The organism is Pseudomonas hydrolytica (assembly GCF_021495345.1).
In the GTDB taxonomy this organism is placed as follows: Bacteria; Pseudomonadota; Gammaproteobacteria; order Pseudomonadales; family Pseudomonadaceae; genus Aquipseudomonas; species Aquipseudomonas hydrolytica.
Genome location: NZ_CP099397.1, coordinates 3,382,921 through 3,397,712 on the forward strand (window position 1 = coordinate 3,382,921; position 14,792 = coordinate 3,397,712).

At 63.2% G+C, this 14,792-nt stretch carries 21 protein-coding genes; 19 read left to right on the forward strand and 2 right to left on the reverse strand.

Annotation, left to right across the window (positions count from 1 at the left end):
• The first annotated feature begins 78 nt into the window (after positions 1 to 78).
• The 12 genes from L1F06_RS15695 to L1F06_RS15750 all read left to right on the forward strand — a co-directional run bounded on the left by L1F06_RS15695 (position 79) and on the right by L1F06_RS15750 (position 5,905).
• Complete coding sequence (locus L1F06_RS15695; protein WP_177491071.1) at positions 79 to 753, forward strand: LexA family protein; 675 nt, start codon at positions 79 to 81, stop codon at positions 751 to 753.
• Between the two features lie 71 nt (positions 754 to 824).
• A complete protein-coding gene (locus tag L1F06_RS15700) occupies positions 825 to 1,016 on the forward strand; it encodes a hypothetical protein (RefSeq protein ID WP_129482090.1) in 192 nt (63 codons plus the stop codon).
• Positions 1,013 to 1,282, forward strand: coding sequence for a hypothetical protein (locus L1F06_RS15705; RefSeq protein ID WP_129482089.1), 270 nt, complete (start codon positions 1,013 to 1,015; stop codon positions 1,280 to 1,282). Before L1F06_RS15700 ends, L1F06_RS15705 begins: the two co-directional genes overlap by 4 nt.
• Positions 1,279 to 1,827, forward strand: a complete 549-nt coding sequence (locus tag L1F06_RS15710; RefSeq protein ID WP_129482088.1) for a hypothetical protein — start codon at positions 1,279 to 1,281, stop codon at positions 1,825 to 1,827. The genes L1F06_RS15705 and L1F06_RS15710 overlap by 4 nt, the downstream gene beginning before the upstream one ends.
• Before the next feature lie 11 nt (positions 1,828 to 1,838).
• Positions 1,839 to 2,123, forward strand: a complete 285-nt coding sequence (locus L1F06_RS15715) for a hypothetical protein (protein WP_129482087.1) — start codon at positions 1,839 to 1,841, stop codon at positions 2,121 to 2,123.
• Positions 2,120 to 2,497, forward strand: a complete 378-nt coding sequence (locus tag L1F06_RS15720) for a hypothetical protein (RefSeq protein WP_129482086.1) — start codon at positions 2,120 to 2,122, stop codon at positions 2,495 to 2,497. Before L1F06_RS15715 ends, L1F06_RS15720 begins: the two co-directional genes overlap by 4 nt.
• The gene (locus L1F06_RS15725) at positions 2,494 to 2,733 is read left to right on the forward strand and encodes a pyocin activator PrtN family protein (protein ID WP_129482085.1); all 240 of its coding nucleotides are present in this window, start codon (positions 2,494 to 2,496) and stop codon (positions 2,731 to 2,733) included. The genes L1F06_RS15720 and L1F06_RS15725 overlap by 4 nt, the downstream gene beginning before the upstream one ends.
• A gap of 49 nt (positions 2,734 to 2,782) precedes the next feature.
• Positions 2,783 to 3,127 carry a YfdP family phage-associated protein gene (locus L1F06_RS15730; protein ID WP_129482084.1) on the forward strand — a complete coding sequence of 115 codons (345 nt, stop codon included), beginning with the start codon at positions 2,783 to 2,785 and terminating at the stop codon, positions 3,125 to 3,127.
• A gap of 61 nt (positions 3,128 to 3,188) precedes the next feature.
• On the forward strand, positions 3,189 to 4,016 hold the full coding sequence (locus tag L1F06_RS15735) for a DUF2303 family protein (protein WP_129482083.1): 828 nt from the start codon (positions 3,189 to 3,191) through the stop codon (positions 4,014 to 4,016).
• Between the two features lie 74 nt (positions 4,017 to 4,090).
• Complete coding sequence (locus L1F06_RS15740; RefSeq protein WP_252576668.1) at positions 4,091 to 4,900, forward strand: hypothetical protein; 810 nt, start codon at positions 4,091 to 4,093, stop codon at positions 4,898 to 4,900.
• Positions 4,901 to 4,925: 25 nt separating this feature from the next.
• Positions 4,926 to 5,207 (forward strand): hypothetical protein, encoded by a 282-nt coding sequence (locus tag L1F06_RS15745; protein ID WP_252576670.1) that lies wholly within the window; start codon positions 4,926 to 4,928, stop codon positions 5,205 to 5,207.
• Positions 5,204 to 5,905, forward strand: a complete 702-nt coding sequence (locus L1F06_RS15750; protein ID WP_129482081.1) for a phosphohydrolase — start codon at positions 5,204 to 5,206, stop codon at positions 5,903 to 5,905. The genes L1F06_RS15745 and L1F06_RS15750 overlap by 4 nt, the downstream gene beginning before the upstream one ends.
• Positions 5,906 to 5,907: 2 nt before the next feature.
• On the opposite strand, the gene L1F06_RS15755 is transcribed toward L1F06_RS15750, so the two are convergent.
• Positions 5,908 to 6,531 (reverse strand): hypothetical protein, encoded by a 624-nt coding sequence (locus L1F06_RS15755; RefSeq protein ID WP_129482080.1) that lies wholly within the window; start codon positions 6,529 to 6,531, stop codon positions 5,908 to 5,910.
• 74 nt (positions 6,532 to 6,605) lie between these two features.
• Here L1F06_RS15755 and L1F06_RS15760 point away from each other — a divergent pair, with 74 nt between their 5' ends.
• The 5 genes from L1F06_RS15760 to L1F06_RS15780 are packed head-to-tail and all read left to right on the forward strand — an operon-like array spanning position 6,606 to position 10,177.
• Entirely contained in the window at positions 6,606 to 8,276 is a 1,671-nt protein-coding gene (locus tag L1F06_RS15760) for a DNA cytosine methyltransferase (RefSeq protein WP_129482079.1), read from the forward strand.
• The gene (locus L1F06_RS15765; RefSeq protein ID WP_129482078.1) at positions 8,273 to 9,127 is read left to right on the forward strand and encodes a DNA adenine methylase; all 855 of its coding nucleotides are present in this window, start codon (positions 8,273 to 8,275) and stop codon (positions 9,125 to 9,127) included. Before L1F06_RS15760 ends, L1F06_RS15765 begins: the two co-directional genes overlap by 4 nt.
• Positions 9,124 to 9,522, forward strand: coding sequence for a hypothetical protein (locus L1F06_RS15770; protein WP_129482077.1), 399 nt, complete (start codon positions 9,124 to 9,126; stop codon positions 9,520 to 9,522). The genes L1F06_RS15765 and L1F06_RS15770 overlap by 4 nt, the downstream gene beginning before the upstream one ends.
• A complete protein-coding gene (locus tag L1F06_RS15775) occupies positions 9,519 to 9,986 on the forward strand; it encodes a hypothetical protein (protein WP_129482076.1) in 468 nt (155 codons plus the stop codon). Before L1F06_RS15770 ends, L1F06_RS15775 begins: the two co-directional genes overlap by 4 nt.
• Positions 9,983 to 10,177, forward strand: coding sequence for a helix-turn-helix transcriptional regulator (locus L1F06_RS15780; RefSeq protein WP_100219186.1), 195 nt, complete (start codon positions 9,983 to 9,985; stop codon positions 10,175 to 10,177). Before L1F06_RS15775 ends, L1F06_RS15780 begins: the two co-directional genes overlap by 4 nt.
• Before the next feature lie 10 nt (positions 10,178 to 10,187).
• Here L1F06_RS15780 and L1F06_RS15785 read toward each other — a convergent pair whose 3' ends face one another.
• Complete coding sequence (locus tag L1F06_RS15785; RefSeq protein ID WP_129482075.1) at positions 10,188 to 11,357, reverse strand: tyrosine-type recombinase/integrase; 1,170 nt, start codon at positions 11,355 to 11,357, stop codon at positions 10,188 to 10,190.
• A 425-nt stretch (positions 11,358 to 11,782) separates the two neighbouring features.
• On the opposite strand from L1F06_RS15785, the gene L1F06_RS15790 reads away from it, so the two are divergent.
• Together L1F06_RS15790 and L1F06_RS15795 are read left to right on the forward strand one after the other, a co-directional pair.
• The gene (locus tag L1F06_RS15790; RefSeq protein ID WP_129482074.1) at positions 11,783 to 12,967 is read left to right on the forward strand and encodes an acetyl-CoA C-acyltransferase; all 1,185 of its coding nucleotides are present in this window, start codon (positions 11,783 to 11,785) and stop codon (positions 12,965 to 12,967) included.
• A 267-nt stretch (positions 12,968 to 13,234) separates the two neighbouring features.
• The gene (locus L1F06_RS15795) at positions 13,235 to 14,782 is read left to right on the forward strand and encodes an AMP-binding protein (protein ID WP_096826168.1); all 1,548 of its coding nucleotides are present in this window, start codon (positions 13,235 to 13,237) and stop codon (positions 14,780 to 14,782) included.
• Positions 14,783 to 14,792: the final 10 nt, after the last annotated feature.

Genomic DNA, 14,792 nt, shown 5'->3' on the forward strand with positions numbered 1-14,792 from the left:
GTGTCGATCATACGCGCACGAATTGAACAGAGCAATACAATCCCGAATTATTCACCCGCGAATATGGAGCCAAACCGAATGGCAATTTCAGGCCAACTGATCGGCCAACTGCTGACGACCAAGCAGCAGGAGAAAGGCTGGTCGGAAGGCGAGCTAGCACGTCGCTCAGGCGTGTCTCAGCCGACCGTGCACCGAATATTAAAGGGCGAGTCGGATAACCCACGAATCGACAACGTCAACAAGATTGCCCGGGCGTTGGGTATCGATGGAGCTGCGCTGCTGGCTGGAAAGCTGGCGTTGGAGTTTGACGAGAACGTAGTAGCCGGACCAGCCATTGTCGGCAGGGTTCCTCGGCTTTCTTGGGTGCAGGCGGGCGCCCTGAGTGAGGCTATTGATTTGTATGAGCCAGGTTATGCGGAAGAGTGGCTGGACTGCCCTTTTCCACACAGCAAGAAAGCTTTCTGCCTTGAGGTCCGCGGCACGAGCATGTTCCCAGACTATCGACCAGGCGAACTGATCGTTGTAGAGCCGACGCTCGAGGCTATGCACGATGACGACGTCGTATGCCGCACTCCGGACGGACAGGCGACCTTTAAGCGCCTGCAGATCACAGAGGACGGCACCTTCCTTCTGGCCCTCAATCCGGAGTTCCCCAATCGGATCATTACAGTACCCGAGGACACCGTAATCTGCGGCGTGGTCACGGGCTCATGGATGAAGAGACGACATCGAGGCCACAGTTTTAATTCATGAATGTATTGACCTGATCTATTCATAGTCGTATTGTTCATCGCGTACCCACACTCTGACCTCTGGAGTACGCGATGCAACAGACACAGCACACTACCGCCCAGGTGCTCCTGCACCCGGCATGCACCACCAACCCCGCCGCCGTTCGCGCTGTTCAGCAGGCCACTGGCCGCTTTGTAGTGCTCGAAGGCGGCCGCCCCACGCTCAAGCAGCCCCAAACCCTGCCCGCCTTTGAGGACTTCGGCCCTTGGGGAGGTGCAGCGTGAGCACCATCACCCCTCACGACCGCGCCGCCTGGCGCGCACGCCTGCTCAGCACACTGAAGCGGGTGCGTTATGCGCCTGATCCCGCCGCGAAGTCTGCAGACTTCTACGTCGCCCTTGGCTGGATCAGCGCAGCGCACTGCTTGGGCGCAATCAGCATTGTCGCAAGCGAGCACCTCAACGACCTGGCTCTAAACGCCAGCGAGCAGCGCGCTGCCGAGTTTACCCAGCAGCGCCGGCAAGCCAGCGCACGGGAGCGTGCAGCATGACCTACAAACTCACCCCTCAATCATTACCGGTGCTGCACAACGCTTTGGGTCTGGGCAAACCGTCCCTTGCCATCATCGATCTGCATCGACCGGAAAACACACTGCGCGCCTCGCTTCAGTTCGAGCCCGCAAACGGCAAGATCGAAGTAGTGGTCGGCATCGAGCACAGCTTTACGACCATCCGGCTTCAAGCTGCTGATCATGCCAACGCCATGCACTTGCACGATCAGATCCTGGCGATCGCCAACGGCACGGCCGACACCGCCGAAACCGGCGCGATCGGCACCCCGACTGCCCCAGCGCGCGAGCCGTTTGCCCTGAACGAGACGGACGAGATCGTGCTTCGCCACCTGGTCCGCATCGGCGGTACCCGGCACCTTGATTGCGGCGTATCGATCACCGTGCACAACGCCAGCATCCTCGAGCCACGCCGGCATGCGCTGGTCACCACCCCGACCAGCACCGAGCACCTGCAGGCCGGCACGCCAGGCGAGCTGTACGTGGTCGCCGCCCAGCACATCGAAGACGCGCTCAACGCAGCCTGAGGCCCGCCGCCATGAACCGCACCGTGAAAGAGGCCGCCCAGGTACTGGGCATCGCCGAAGGCCAGCTGCGCGCACACCTGCGCAGCATCAACGCCCTCAACCGCGACGGCACCCTGGCAGCACGCCACATCGGCGGCGGCAAGCTGTTCATGGACCCGCGCGTAACCGAACCCAAGCGCCTCGGCATCCGCAAGCACTACGCCGTGCTCATGGTCACCGAGGCCGGCATCGACTGGCTGGCCAAGCAGCTCGGCATCGAAATCACCGAAGTACCCGCAAAGGACAGCGCCGCATGAACAAGCCCAACCCAATCGCGGACGCCATCGGCGTCGTCAAGCTGGTCAGCATGCACCACGCCAACCCAGGCACCGTCAGCGCCGACACCGTGCGCGACGCCGCAGACGAATGCATCCAGCGCCTGCAGGGCATTCCGCCCCAGGCGCTGGAGCTGGCCGCGCTGTACTGCGCCCTGTTCGCCCTGCTGCCGCGCCGCTGGCTGCCCTACGTCACCCTCACCGGCGACACCGAGCGCCCGTTCGGCGCGGTGATCACTGACGAGGCCGGCAACATCGCCGCCACCACCATCGGCAAGAGCGTCGAAGGCGTCACCGCAATCATCGCCGCCAAGCTCAGCCGCCCCATGGCGGGGTGCGGGGAGGTGGCGCGGTGACCACCACACTCGAACTGCTCCAGCAGCGCCACAAGGCCAACAGCCTGCCGCTCGACGAAGTGCGCGCCGCCTACTTCTCCCACATCAAGACCGAGAAGCACCTGCGCGCGCTGATCCGCAACGGCGAGGTACAGCTGGCCACCTTCAAGAACTCTGATTCGCGCCTGGCGCCGCTGTACGTGCGCCTGGCCGACCTCGCCGCCTATCTCGACGCGCGCGCCGAGCAAGCGGCATAACCCGCGCCCGGCGGCACCGGGCAACTCTCTGACAACCGAGGCACAGCACATGAAACCCACTGACAGCTCCGACTTCATCCAGTCCCTGAACTCCGGCGTATTCGCCAGCCAGCTCGGCCGCGCCCTCTCCGACGTAGCCGCGGGATGCATCGATCACGGCAAGGAAGGCCAGGTAATCATCACCCTCAAGCTCAAGCAGATCGCCCAGACCAACCAGGTGAACATCACCCACAAGCTGGACTTCGTGCAGCCCACCAAGCGCGGCAAGAAGCGCGAAGACACCACCCTCGATACACCGATGTACGTCACCCCGAATGGCCTGCAACTGTTCCAGACCAACCCGACCGACCAGCTCTTCCGCAAGGAAGACACGCCCGTACCGGCGCGCAGCTGATCACCCGTAATCCGCAACACCGCACCACCTAACCATCCTTACTCTGACAAGGACTACAACGATGTTCGATCACAAAGCACTGGAAACCCTCATCGCCCAAGCCGTCGCAGCCGCCAACGTGCGTATCGTGCACGGCGGCAGCACCCTGGCCGTCACCCCGGAAAGCTGCAAGCTCACCAACCTCGAACCATTCCAGCTGAGCCGCGACCGCTTCCGTGGCTCGCTGCACACCCACTCGCTCAAAGCCTTCGCGACCTACGTCGAGCGCCACATCGGCGGCGAGGAAGACACCGGCGCGGCTGGCTTCGTCGATCAGGACGCCATGAGTGCGACCGTCATCTTCAACCTCGGCAGCCCGGATGACGCCGGCCACGGCGACGACCGCGCAACCCTCACCCTCAAGCCCACCGCCGCCTACAAGGCACTGGACGAAGTGGTTGGCCGCCCGCTCAGCCAACAGCAGCTGGCCGAGTTCCTCGAGGACTGGGCGCCGCACCTCGTCGCCAGCGCGGGTGACGATCAGCTGCCAATCCCTGCCGCCATCAACGCTATCCGCCGCATGTCCATCAAGGCGATTGCCGAGGTGAACAGCGAAGTGGGCGATCTGAACAACCGTCGCAGCGCCATGGAAGAGATCGAAGCAAAAAGCCTCGAAACCCTGCCGACCACCTTCGTGTTCAGCACCAAGCCCTACGACCCGCTGGAAGTGGCAGCGATCACCCTGCGCCTGTCGGTCATCACCGGCTCGAAGGATCCGGTGCTCAAGCTGCGCTGGGTCGGCCAGGAAGCCCAGCAGGAAGCCTTCGCTGAAGAGTTCCAGCAGGTACTCACCAGCGAGATCGGCGGCCTGCTGCGGCTGACCATCGGCACCTACTCGCAAGGCAAGTAAGCCCAACCAACCCAAGCCCGCCGCCGCCCTCTGACAGCAACACCCGGCGGCGGGCTCGAACGGAGACACAGCACATGACCATTTCCCTGATCACCGCCAGCGTCATCGCCGCCATCGTCATCATCGCCCTGCTGGGCCTGGCCGCCTGGGCGCGCATCAGCGCAGAAACCGCCCGCACCAACGGCTATGACCAAGGCTACGACGACGCCAAGAAGGCGGCGAAGGAATACACCACCAGCCTCGAAGGCCAGCTCGCCAACGCTGTCGGCCGCCTGGCAAAGGCCAACCGCGAGCATGACCAGCAGCTGCAGGACGCCGACCGCCGCATCGCCATCTACGCCGGCCGGAGCTGGACGCGCGCCGAGCTCACTGCGATCCGCCGTGCCGCCAAGCAGCTCAAGCTGGCAGCCCTGACCTACAACCAACTCACCACCAGCCAGGTGCTGGAGCTGAGCGACCAGGCGCGCCACGCCCTGACCGTCTGCGGCGAACTGGAGCAGATCGCCCAGCGAATCGAAGATCAGCTCGAAGGCAACGCCCCGACCGCACTACCCAACACCCAGCAAGAGGCAGAAGCCGCCCTGCTTGAAGCGGCTGCCTTCGCCGCTGGCGTACCCAACGGCAAAAGCTGGCTCGTCTACGGCCCCGAAGGCTGCGGCAAAACCCGAGACTCCCAGGCCATCGCCGACGCCCTCGGTCTGACGGAGATCGTTGACGACTGGCAGCCAGGCGACCCCGTGCCGGTCACCAAGGCCCTGGTGCTGACCAACCACCTCGGCCCCGACCACATGCCGTTCCGCCGCCACGTACTGAGCTACGACCAAGCCATGTCGCTGGTCGCCGCCAAGGCCCAGCAGGAGGGTATCGTTCATGCCGCAGTCTGAAATCTGCCTGCGCCAGAAGCGCGCAATGCCCCTGCAGAACATCATCGCCACCAGCGGCAATTCATTTGTCTGCGTCGGCTACAACCACCCCGATGACCGAACCGTGGCTGGCGACCGCTTTTGCCACTGCTGGAAGAACAGCCACGTCGACGAGCACGGGCATTGGGATCGCCGCGACATCACCGACACCCTGTCGGTGATGGCAGCCGCCCTCAGCATCGACGAGAACATCCGCGTCGCTGAATGCATGACCGACGATGAAATGAATGAAGCGGATCTGACCGCAGAAGAGGAGCCGCAGCCATGACCTGGATCCTCACCAACAGCGCGCGCCCGTTCGACCTGCTCAACCCGCGCGCCGAGAACGTCATCACCACCGACCTGGCGCACGCCCTGAGCCTGGTCTGCCGCTTCAACGGCCACTGCGCCCACCACTACTCGGTTGCCCAGCATAGCCTGCTGGTCGCGTACATTATCGAGAAAGAAGGCGGCACGCCCGAGGAGCAGCTGGCCGGGCTGCTGCACGACGGCACCGAAGCCTACATCAGCGACCTGACGCGACCACTCAAGCTGCTGCTGATCGAGGCGGCACGCCAGCGTGAAATCGCCTGGCTTGATCTTGTCAGCCAGGTCAGCGCACAGCGTCATACGGTCGGCCTCAACGCCGCTGCCACTCGCATCCTCACCACCGCCGAGCGCCGAGGCGTCAGCCTGCTGCTGGACACTTACCACGAGATCGAGAAGCGTATCTGGCTCGCCATCGCCGAGCGCTTCCACCTGCCGCCGGAGTTGCCGGAGTGCGTCAAGCACGCCGACATGATCGCTCTGGCCACCGAGAAGCGCGACCTACTGCCTGAGCACCCAGCCGTCTGGGAATGCCTCGAAGGCTACGCCCCGCTGCCCGAGCGCATCCTGCAGATGCAGCCCGATATCGTCCGCCAGCAGTTCCATGACCGCTTGCTGAGCCTGATGGCCACCACCAACCGGCGGAGGGCAGCGGCATGAAGTCAGTAGCGTTCCAGCGATTCGAAGTAACCGATCAGAAGCTCTTCTTGCGCGCGGAGCACCTTAACGCGCTTACGGTATTCCGCTGCAACAGCCTCGTACTCAAGAGTGAAGCTGATCGGCTTCTCAGCAACTTGCACTGCGTAGATAGCGGCACTTTTGATCGGGAGGACAAACGAGACCATTTCGTGTCCGAAAACCACCAGGTCGAGGTCTACGCAGCTACGCGAAACGCGTGCAAGGGCCTTCATCGCCTCAAAGCGGGGATCATGAATCAGCGAGGGAAGATTCTTATCCAACTTGTTCGCTGCAGTTTCGAAGTGCCCCATCAGATGTTGAGTCAGCGAGAGAACTGCGTTGACACCATCGATACGTCGGCGTCTTTCTTGCCGCTCCATCAACGCAATTTCATGACGCTTTTGCCAGGCCGGCACGGCAATAGCCACCGCAACGGCCAGCAAGGCACCCAGCGCCTGCACCCAACCAGAAGTATCGGCCGGCAACCAACCATGCTTTACCCAGTAGGCAACCGAGCCCACCAACAGCCACAGCACGCTACCCATGGCCAAAAGCACCAACAGGAGAACAACAGCCTTCTCGATAAACCAATCTTTCTGATTTCGCATTCTGGTCAGCACTTCTTGAAAGGCAAAAAGCCAAGCTTGCCGACTGCCGCTTCGCTCGTCTACGGGAGGGCCGCATGACCAGCCTCTACCGCATCCACCCACAACCTTCGTTCAACTTCGGCGGCCTGGTCATCGACAACTTCGCCGGCGGCGGCGGCGCATCCACCGGCATCGAAATGGCCCTCGGCCGGCCGGTGGATATCGCCATCAACCACGACCCCGAAGCCATCGCCATGCACGAGATCAACCACCCGCACACCAAGCACTACTGCGAAAGTGTGTGGGAGGTTGACCCGCGCGAGATCACTGGCGGCCGCCCGGTCGACCTCGCTTGGTTCAGCCCGGACTGCAAGCACTTCAGCAAGGCCAAGGGCGGCAAGCCGGTGAAGAAAGAGATTCGCGGCCTCGCCTGGGTGGCCATCCGCTACGCAGCCACGGTGCGCCCGCGCGTGATCATGCTGGAGAACGTCGAGGAGTTCGTCACCTGGGGTCCGCTCGCCGAGGGTCGCCCCTGCCCGAAGAACAAGGGCCGCACCTTCAACAGCTTCGTCAACGCCCTGCGCCGCCACGGCTACCAGGTTGAATGGCGCGAGCTGCGCGCCAACCAGTTCGGCGCCGCCACCATCCGCAAGCGCCTGTTCCTGATCGCACGTTGCGACGGCTTGCCCATCGTCTGGCCCGAGCCGACGCACCTGCCGGCCGGCAGCCCCGAGGTCAAAGCCAAACAGGCCAAGCCCCAACGCCTGGCAGCGGACATCATCGATTGGTCCCTGCCCTGCCCGTCGATCTTCACCCGCAAGCGCCCGCTGGCCGAGAACACCCTGCGCCGCATTGCGCGCGGCATCCAGCGCTACGTGATCGACAACGCCGACCCGTTTTTGGTGAAGATCAACCACGGCTACGACTACTTCCGCGGCCAACCGCTGAACGAGCCAATGCAGACCATCACCAGCAAGCTCGGTACCGGCGTTGTTGTGCCGACCCTGGCGCCGCTGATGGTCGTCAATACCACCGGGCACCCGGGCGCCGCAGTAAACGACCCGCTGCGCACCGTAACCACTGGTGGGCACCACGCGCTGATCGCCCCGGTCATCACCAAATTCCGCACCAACGACCGCGGCACCTCGGTTGAGGAGCCGCTGCCGACCGTAACCGCCAACAGCTTCATCAAACGCCCGGGCGGCGCAGCGCCGATCGGCTTGGTGGCCGCTTTCCTCGCAAAACACTATGGCGGCAATGAGACTCCCGGCTGGCCGCTGAGCAAACCCATCAGCACGTTGACCTCGAAGGACCATCACCACTTGGTGACCAGCCACATGGTGAAGCTACGCGGCACCTGCCGTGACGGCCAGCCAGTGACCGAGCCGCTGCACACCATTACCGCATCCGGCAATCACCTCGGCGAAGTGCGCGCCTTCCTGCTCAAGTACTACGAGCACGGTACCGGCCAATCACTGACCGAGCCCCTGCACACCATCACCACCAAGGACCGCCTCGGCCTGGTGATGGTCAAGGGCGAGCCGTACCAGATCGTTGATATCGGCATGCGCATGCTGGAGCCGCACGAGCTGTACGCCGCCCAGGGCTTCCCGGCCGACTACATCCACAATCGCACCCTCACCAACCCCAAGCTGCCGAAGGACGCCCAGGTGCGGATGTGCGGCAACAGCGTCTGCCCACCCGTCGCCGCCGCCCTCGTGCGCGCCAACCTGGTGGATGTGCAGCAGAGCGAGGTGGCGGCATGATCATCACCGCCCCCGTCATTCGTTACCACGGCGGCAAGTTTCGGCTGGCCCCTTGGGTCATTGAGCACTTCCCGCCTCACCAGGTGTATCTCGAACCCTTCGGCGGCGCGGCCGGCGTGCTGATGCAGAAGCCACGCAGCCATGGCGAGGTCTATAACGACCTCGACGGCGATATCGTCAACCTGTTTCGCGTCCTGCAGAACGCCACCCAACGCGAGGAGCTGGCCGAGCTGCTGGTGCTCACCCCTTACGCCCGGGACGAGTTCGAGCTGGCATGGATCTTCACTGAGAACCCAGTCGAGCGGGCGCGCCGCACCGTGATGCGGGCACAGATGGGCTTCGGCAGTGCGGGCGCCACCAAAGCCACTTCTGGCCTGCGCGTCGACCCGTATCGCAAGTACGGTACCGCCCCACAACTGTGGTCGCGCTTTCCCGACAACCTGGCTGCTCTCGGCCAGCGCCTGCAGGGCGTTCTGATCGAGAACCGCCCAGCTCTTGAGGTTATTCGCCAGCATGATTCGGCATCGGCTCTTCATTACGTTGACCCGCCCTACATGCACTCAACGCGAGTCCATGGCGCCCACAAAGGCCGGTACTACCGGCACGAGATGTCCGACGATGATCACGTCGAGCTACTTGAAACCCTGAAGTCGCTGGATGGGATGGTGATCGTGAGTGGCTACCCCTGCGAGCTCTACGACAAAGCCCTGAAAGGCTGGACCGTCAACACCACGCAAGCCCGGATCGCGGCCTTCCGCGGCACGGCAGCACGCACCGAGTGCCTTTGGATCAACCCCGCCTGCATGGCTGCCCTGCAGCAACGCGGACTACCGCTGGAGGGTGCAGCATGACAACCAAACCCATCTGCACATCACAACTGACCGGCATCGCACTGGCCTACGCGATTGGCCAAGCGATGAAGCTCCCTCTGGTGATCCTGCCCAGCGAGTACGCCAGCGGGCCACGGCTGTTCATTAAGGAAACCTACGGACTACGCAGCTTTCGCCCGGATCGAGACTCTGCGCTCGCATGGTCGCTGTTCTGCCGGTACGGCCAACAGGCACGCCTTGAGCTGCACTTTCACTACAACGGCGCCAGTTGCCTGCAGACCGGCATTCGTGCCGGCCATACGGCAAACCGCATGCTGACCGCAGGGCTTCGCGCCCTGGTCAGCCACCTGCACGGCCAGGCAATCGAAATCCCCGTTGAGCTGCTCGAACCAGAGCAGCAGGCAGGTGCAGCATGAGTCAGCGCAAGCCCTACAACCACCAGGCTCGTCTGGCCAACTACTACCGGTCCCTGCTGCGCAGCAACCACGTGGCGGTGCTCGATATCGAGCACCTTGAACTACAGGTGCTCGTTGATTGGAAGCACGCGCGCGCGATCGGCAACGGCCGAGAGGCGGTTGCCACGGTAGTCACCGAAATGCCACACCGCTGGAGCCTCTACCTGGCCGCGCTGTGCCGCGACCAACTCGGCACTGCCTACATGAAGAGCGTAGAGATCGCCCCGCAAGGCATCTACAAAGCCGCCCAGCTGGCTGAAGCCGTCGAGACCTACTGCGTCGAGCTGAAGGCGGGCTGCAATCCCTACCACTTCATCGGCCTGGCCTGGCTCGCCATCCCCGCCGAAATCACCCTCACCGAAGCCCAAGCCGAGCGCGTCTTCGACGCCTTCGGTGCCTGGCGCAAGCAGCAGGAGGCCGCATGAACAAGCCAATGGATCGCCTCATTAAGATCGAGGACGTGCTCGACCAAGTGGGCTGCAGCCGTTCCAAGCTGTACCTGATGATCCAGTTCGAGGAGTTCCCAGCTCAGGTGAAGCTGGGCCGCTACTCGCGCTGGTCGCAACTGGAAGTGCAAAGCTGGATCGAATCCATGAAACAAAAAAGGGCGGCATAAGCCGCCCTCTTCATTTGCACCCAAGCACGAAGTCCTGCCACCACTCCATCATCGCCCTACGCTCGGGCAAATACTCAGCATGGTTGTAGGCCTTCTTGGTTTTGTTCTCCTCAGCGTGCGCGAGCTGGATCTCGATCACCTCAGACCTGAACAGCCCGGATTCATACAGGTGAGTCGAAGCCGTGGCGCGAAAGTCGTGGCAGCTGAAACCCTTCATCCCCAGCCGCTCAAGTGCCCGATTGAAGGTGGACCCGTCCACAGGTTTGTTCGGGTGACGCAGCCCCGGAAACATCAGCTCGCCACCTCCTGTAATCGCCTGCAGCTCGGTCAATAACTCGATAGCACGAGGGGGCAGCGGCACCAGGTGCCGGCGCTTCTTTTTCATCAGCTCAGCGGGGATGTCCCAGGTTCCAGCAGCCAGGTCGACGTGCTCCCACCGGCCGCGCCGGACCTCGACGGTCCTCAGAAACAGCAACTGCAACAACTCAAGCGCGATAGTGTTGGCGCGGAAACCGCCATAACCGCTCAAGCCAGCTCTGAACCGAGCAATATCCTCTCGCGTCATCGCCCTACTGTGCTCAACTGGCTTACGCACGAATGCACCGTACAGCGCGACTGCCGGATCAGCCTCGGCCTTCAGGTTCCGTATGGCATAGCGGTACATCTGCGAGAGCCAGTTACACAGCGTGATCGCATAGTAAGTAGCACCCCTTGATTCCATCCGGCACAGGCATTCAAGCAACTGCGCCGCCGTGACCTCGTGCACTGGCAGGCGCCCAACGTAGGGGAACAGATTCTTGGTGAACGCCCGCAGCAACTGGTTGCGGTAGCTGTCACTGACGTTCGTCTTCGTGCCGATCCACTCCAGCGCTACGGATTTGAAAGAGTTGTTGTTGGCCAATTGCTGCTTGGCCCGTTCGATACGCCGCACGTGAGAAGGGTGCCGCCCTTGCTTCACCAGCGCCCGCGCACGATCACGCTCAGCCCTGGCATCAGCCAGCCCAATGTCAGGGTACTCGCCTATGGCGTACACGTTCTCGACACCGTCAATCTTGTAGCGGTATCGCCAGAACTTACTGCCACTTGGGCGGATTTCAACATAAAGGCCGCGCTCATCACTGAGCTTACGCGGCTTGTCCCCAGGCTTTGCCTGGCGGACCTGGACGTCAGTCAACGGCATAACGGGTATCTCTGGCAGGTGGCACGAACCCCGCTTAAATACCCGCTTTTTTCATCGCTGCACCAGCACACCTGAGGATGCTCATGGACACAAACGCCGCGCAGGCTGCGGCTTTACTGGACGCCTTGGACGTAAAAAAACAGAGAAATACATAGTGCACAGTCAATGTGGATGATTTTTCGCTGTTTCATAGCGCGGGGATTCTACCTGCACAAACCGGGGCAAGGGCTCTGCGCGACGCAGGCGTCCTCGTTCGCACATATGAATTCACATGATGAATAGCTGGCATCACGACATGCCATTTCCCAAATAACTCTGCGTTGCCTAGGGTGGTCGGCGAGCGCAGCGCCACAGCGGCGCTTCCCGTCATCGCCGCGAGCCGGCTAGCAGGCCCGCCGCGCCAACCGTCCAGCCCGGAGTTGATCATGCAAGATGCCGTCATCGTTTCCACCGCCCGCACACCGATCGCCAAGGCGTTCCGTGGTGCCTTCAACGACCTCAAGGCGCCCAGCATGAGCGCTATCGCCATCCAGGCCGCGGTGCAACGCGCCGGTATCGAGCCTGCCGAGATCGAGGATGTGGTGATGGGTACCGCGATGCAGGGCGGCACTGCCTCCACCAACCTGGCGCGTCTGTCCCTGCTGGCCGCCGGGCTGCCGCTGTCGGTCAGCGGGCAGACCATCGACCGCCAGTGTGCCTCCGGCCTGATGGCGATCTCCATCGCCGCCAAGCAGATCATGGTCGACGGCATGGCCGTCACCATCGGCGCCGGTCAGGAGCAGATCAGCCTGGTGCAGAACCACCATATGCAGTGGGCCGGCGCGGATGCGGACGCCCAGGTCATTCGCCAGGCCGAGCATGCCTACATGCCCATGCTGCAAACCGCCGAGCTGGTGGCCAGGCGCTATGGCATCAGCCGCGAAGCGCAGGATGCCTATGCCCTGGAATCGCAGCGGCGCACAGCCGCGGCACAGGACGCCGGGCTGTTCGCCGAGGAGATAGTGGCGGTCAGCGCACGCAAGAAACGGGTGGACAAGGAAACCGGCGCGGTCAGCTTCGAAGACGTCACCCTCCGCCTCGACGAGGGCAATCGCCCGCAGACCGCGCTGGCCGACCTGCAGGCTCTCAGGCCGGTGATCGAGGGTGGCTGCATCACCGCCGGCAACGCCAGCCAGTTGTCAGATGGTGCCAGCGCCTGCGTGCTGATGAGCGGAGCCCTGGCCGCCCAGCGCGGGATTGCCCCGCTGGGCCTGTATCGCGGCATTGCCGTGGCCGGTTTGGCGCCGGAGGAGATGGGCATAGGCCCGGTGTTCGCCGTGCCCAAGCTGCTCCGCCAGCATGGCCTGACGGTCGATGACATCGGCCTGTGGGAGCTCAACGAAGCCTTCGCCTGCCAGGTGCTGTACAGCGCCGAAAAACTGGGCATCGATCCGACCCGGCTCAACGTCAACGGTGGCGCCATCGCCATCGGCCATCCCTACGGCATGAGCGGCGCGCGCATGGTCGGCCACGCCCTGCTGGAGGGTAAACGCCGTGGCGTGAAATACGTGGTGGTGACCATGTGCGTAGGCGGCGGCATGGGCGCCGCCGGTCTGTTCGAAGTGCTGTAAGTCCCTCCTCTGCCCGGCAGACCAGGGCGACGCTCCGGTTTGCCGGCTGATGCCTAACGCAATCAGCGTCGCCTCTTGCAAGGCCTGCACATATCAATAGCGAAGTTGTTCCTCAGAGCCTGTTCCGCACTTCAGTGTTGGCGCTGACTGTCCTGCACTTATTCCCATTCCATTACGTTATGGGCTGCATCGAACTCTTGTATTAGTTGTGCAGAAAGTTAACTGACTAGCATCGGCAAACATTATCCAGCCGATGAGAACAACACATTGAATCTCGGAAAAATCATCAGCCGTAGTGCACGTTACTGGCCAGACCATGAGGCACTGGTCGACAGCAAACAGCGCATCACCTTCGCCCAGCTCGAACGCCGTACCAATCGCCTGGCCTCGGGTCTGTTCGATCTTGGCCTGCAGCCGGAGGCCCACATCGCCATCCTGGCCCTGAACCGGGTCGAACTGGCCGAAGCGGAAGTCGCCTTCTACAAGGCGGCGATGGTCAAGGTACCGATCAACGCCCGCCTGTCCCTGGACGAGATCATCCAGATCCTCAACGACTCGCACAGCCAGGCGGTGATCACCGAGGGTCGCTTCGCCGCGGCCCTGCAGGCACGCCGTGCGGAGACGCCGCGCCTGCGCTGGATCATCTCGCTCGACGACGAGGCCGGCGATATCGCCTATCGCGCGCTGCTGGCGGGCGGCAGCGAGGCGCCGGTGCACAGCGACCCGGCCGACGATGCCCTGGCCGTGCTGCACTACACCTCCGGCAGTTCCGGGGTACTCAAGGCTGCCATGCTCAGCTTCGGCAACCGCAAGGCGCTGATCCGCAAGAGCATCGCCAGCCCTACCCGCCGCGCCGCGCCGGGCGACGTGATGGCCCATGTCGGCCCCATCACCCACGCCAGCGGCATGCAGATCATGCCGCTGCTGGCGGTAGGCGCCTGCAACCTGCTGCTGGAGCGCTACGACGACCGTCTGCTGCTGGAGACCATCGAGCGCGAACGGGTGACCCGCCTGTTCCTGGTGCCGGCAATGATCAATCGCCTGGTCAACTTCCCCGAGGTGGAGCGCTTCGATCTCTCCAGCCTGCGCCTGGTGATGTACGGCGCAGCGCCCATGGCGCCAGCGCTGGTCAAGCGCGCCATCGAAGTGTTCGGCCCCATCCTGGCCCAGGGCTATGGCGCGGGCGAGACCTGTTCGCTGGTCACGGTGCTGACCGAGCAGGACCACCTGATCGAGGACGGCGACTTCAGCCGCCTGGCCTCGTGCGGCCGCTGTTACTTCGAGACCGACCTGCGGGTGGTCAACGACAACTTCGAAGACGTGAAGCCCGGCGAAATCGGCGAAATCGTGGTCAAGGGCCCGGACATCATGCAGGGCTACTGGCAGGCGCCGGAGCTGACCGCAGAAGTGATGCGCGACGGCTACTACCTCACCGGCGACCTGGCCACGGTGGACGAGCGTGGTTACGTGTTCATCGTCGACCGCAAGAAGGAAATGATCATTTCCGGCGGCTTCAACATCTACCCCACCGAAGTGGAACAGGTGCTCTACAGCCTGCCCCAGGTGTTCGAGGCAGCCGTGGTCGGCGTGCCCGACGAGCAATGGGGCGAAGCCGTGCGCGCCGTGGTGGTGCTCAAGCCGGGCGAGAGCCTGAGCGCGGAGGCCATCATCGAGCACTGCGGGCGCAGCCTGGCCAGCTTCAAGAAGCCGCGCGCGGTGGACTTCGCCAAGGAGCTGCCGAAGAACCCCAACGGCAAGGTGGTGCGTCGCCTGATTCGCGAAGCCTACTGGCAGAACAGCGACCGCCGCATCTGAGGAAACGGAC

Excerpts from the sequence above, each read along its gene's own strand:
- L1F06_RS15695 (WP_177491071.1), top strand. The coding sequence starts at position 79 with ATGGCAATTTCAGGCCAACTGATCGGCCAACTGCTGACGACCAAGCAG.
- L1F06_RS15700 (WP_129482090.1), top strand. The coding sequence starts at position 825 with ATGCAACAGACACAGCACACTACCGCCCAGGTGCTCCTGCACCCGGCA.
- L1F06_RS15710 (WP_129482088.1), top strand. The coding sequence starts at position 1,279 with ATGACCTACAAACTCACCCCTCAATCATTACCGGTGCTGCACAACGCT.
- L1F06_RS15715 (WP_129482087.1), top strand. The coding sequence starts at position 1,839 with ATGAACCGCACCGTGAAAGAGGCCGCCCAGGTACTGGGCATCGCCGAA.
- L1F06_RS15720 (WP_129482086.1), top strand. The coding sequence starts at position 2,120 with ATGAACAAGCCCAACCCAATCGCGGACGCCATCGGCGTCGTCAAGCTG.
- L1F06_RS15730 (WP_129482084.1), top strand. The coding sequence starts at position 2,783 with ATGAAACCCACTGACAGCTCCGACTTCATCCAGTCCCTGAACTCCGGC.
- L1F06_RS15735 (WP_129482083.1), top strand. The coding sequence starts at position 3,189 with ATGTTCGATCACAAAGCACTGGAAACCCTCATCGCCCAAGCCGTCGCA.
- L1F06_RS15740 (WP_252576668.1), top strand. The coding sequence starts at position 4,091 with ATGACCATTTCCCTGATCACCGCCAGCGTCATCGCCGCCATCGTCATC.
- L1F06_RS15745 (WP_252576670.1), top strand. The coding sequence starts at position 4,926 with ATGCCCCTGCAGAACATCATCGCCACCAGCGGCAATTCATTTGTCTGC.
- L1F06_RS15750 (WP_129482081.1), top strand. The coding sequence starts at position 5,204 with ATGACCTGGATCCTCACCAACAGCGCGCGCCCGTTCGACCTGCTCAAC.
- L1F06_RS15755 (WP_129482080.1), bottom strand. The coding sequence starts at position 6,531 with ATGCGAAATCAGAAAGATTGGTTTATCGAGAAGGCTGTTGTTCTCCTG.
- L1F06_RS15760 (WP_129482079.1), top strand. The coding sequence starts at position 6,606 with ATGACCAGCCTCTACCGCATCCACCCACAACCTTCGTTCAACTTCGGC.
- L1F06_RS15765 (WP_129482078.1), top strand. The coding sequence starts at position 8,273 with ATGATCATCACCGCCCCCGTCATTCGTTACCACGGCGGCAAGTTTCGG.
- L1F06_RS15770 (WP_129482077.1), top strand. The coding sequence starts at position 9,124 with ATGACAACCAAACCCATCTGCACATCACAACTGACCGGCATCGCACTG.
- L1F06_RS15775 (WP_129482076.1), top strand. The coding sequence starts at position 9,519 with ATGAGTCAGCGCAAGCCCTACAACCACCAGGCTCGTCTGGCCAACTAC.
- L1F06_RS15780 (WP_100219186.1), top strand. The coding sequence starts at position 9,983 with ATGAACAAGCCAATGGATCGCCTCATTAAGATCGAGGACGTGCTCGAC.
- L1F06_RS15785 (WP_129482075.1), bottom strand. The coding sequence starts at position 11,357 with ATGCCGTTGACTGACGTCCAGGTCCGCCAGGCAAAGCCTGGGGACAAG.
- L1F06_RS15790 (WP_129482074.1), top strand. The coding sequence starts at position 11,783 with ATGCAAGATGCCGTCATCGTTTCCACCGCCCGCACACCGATCGCCAAG.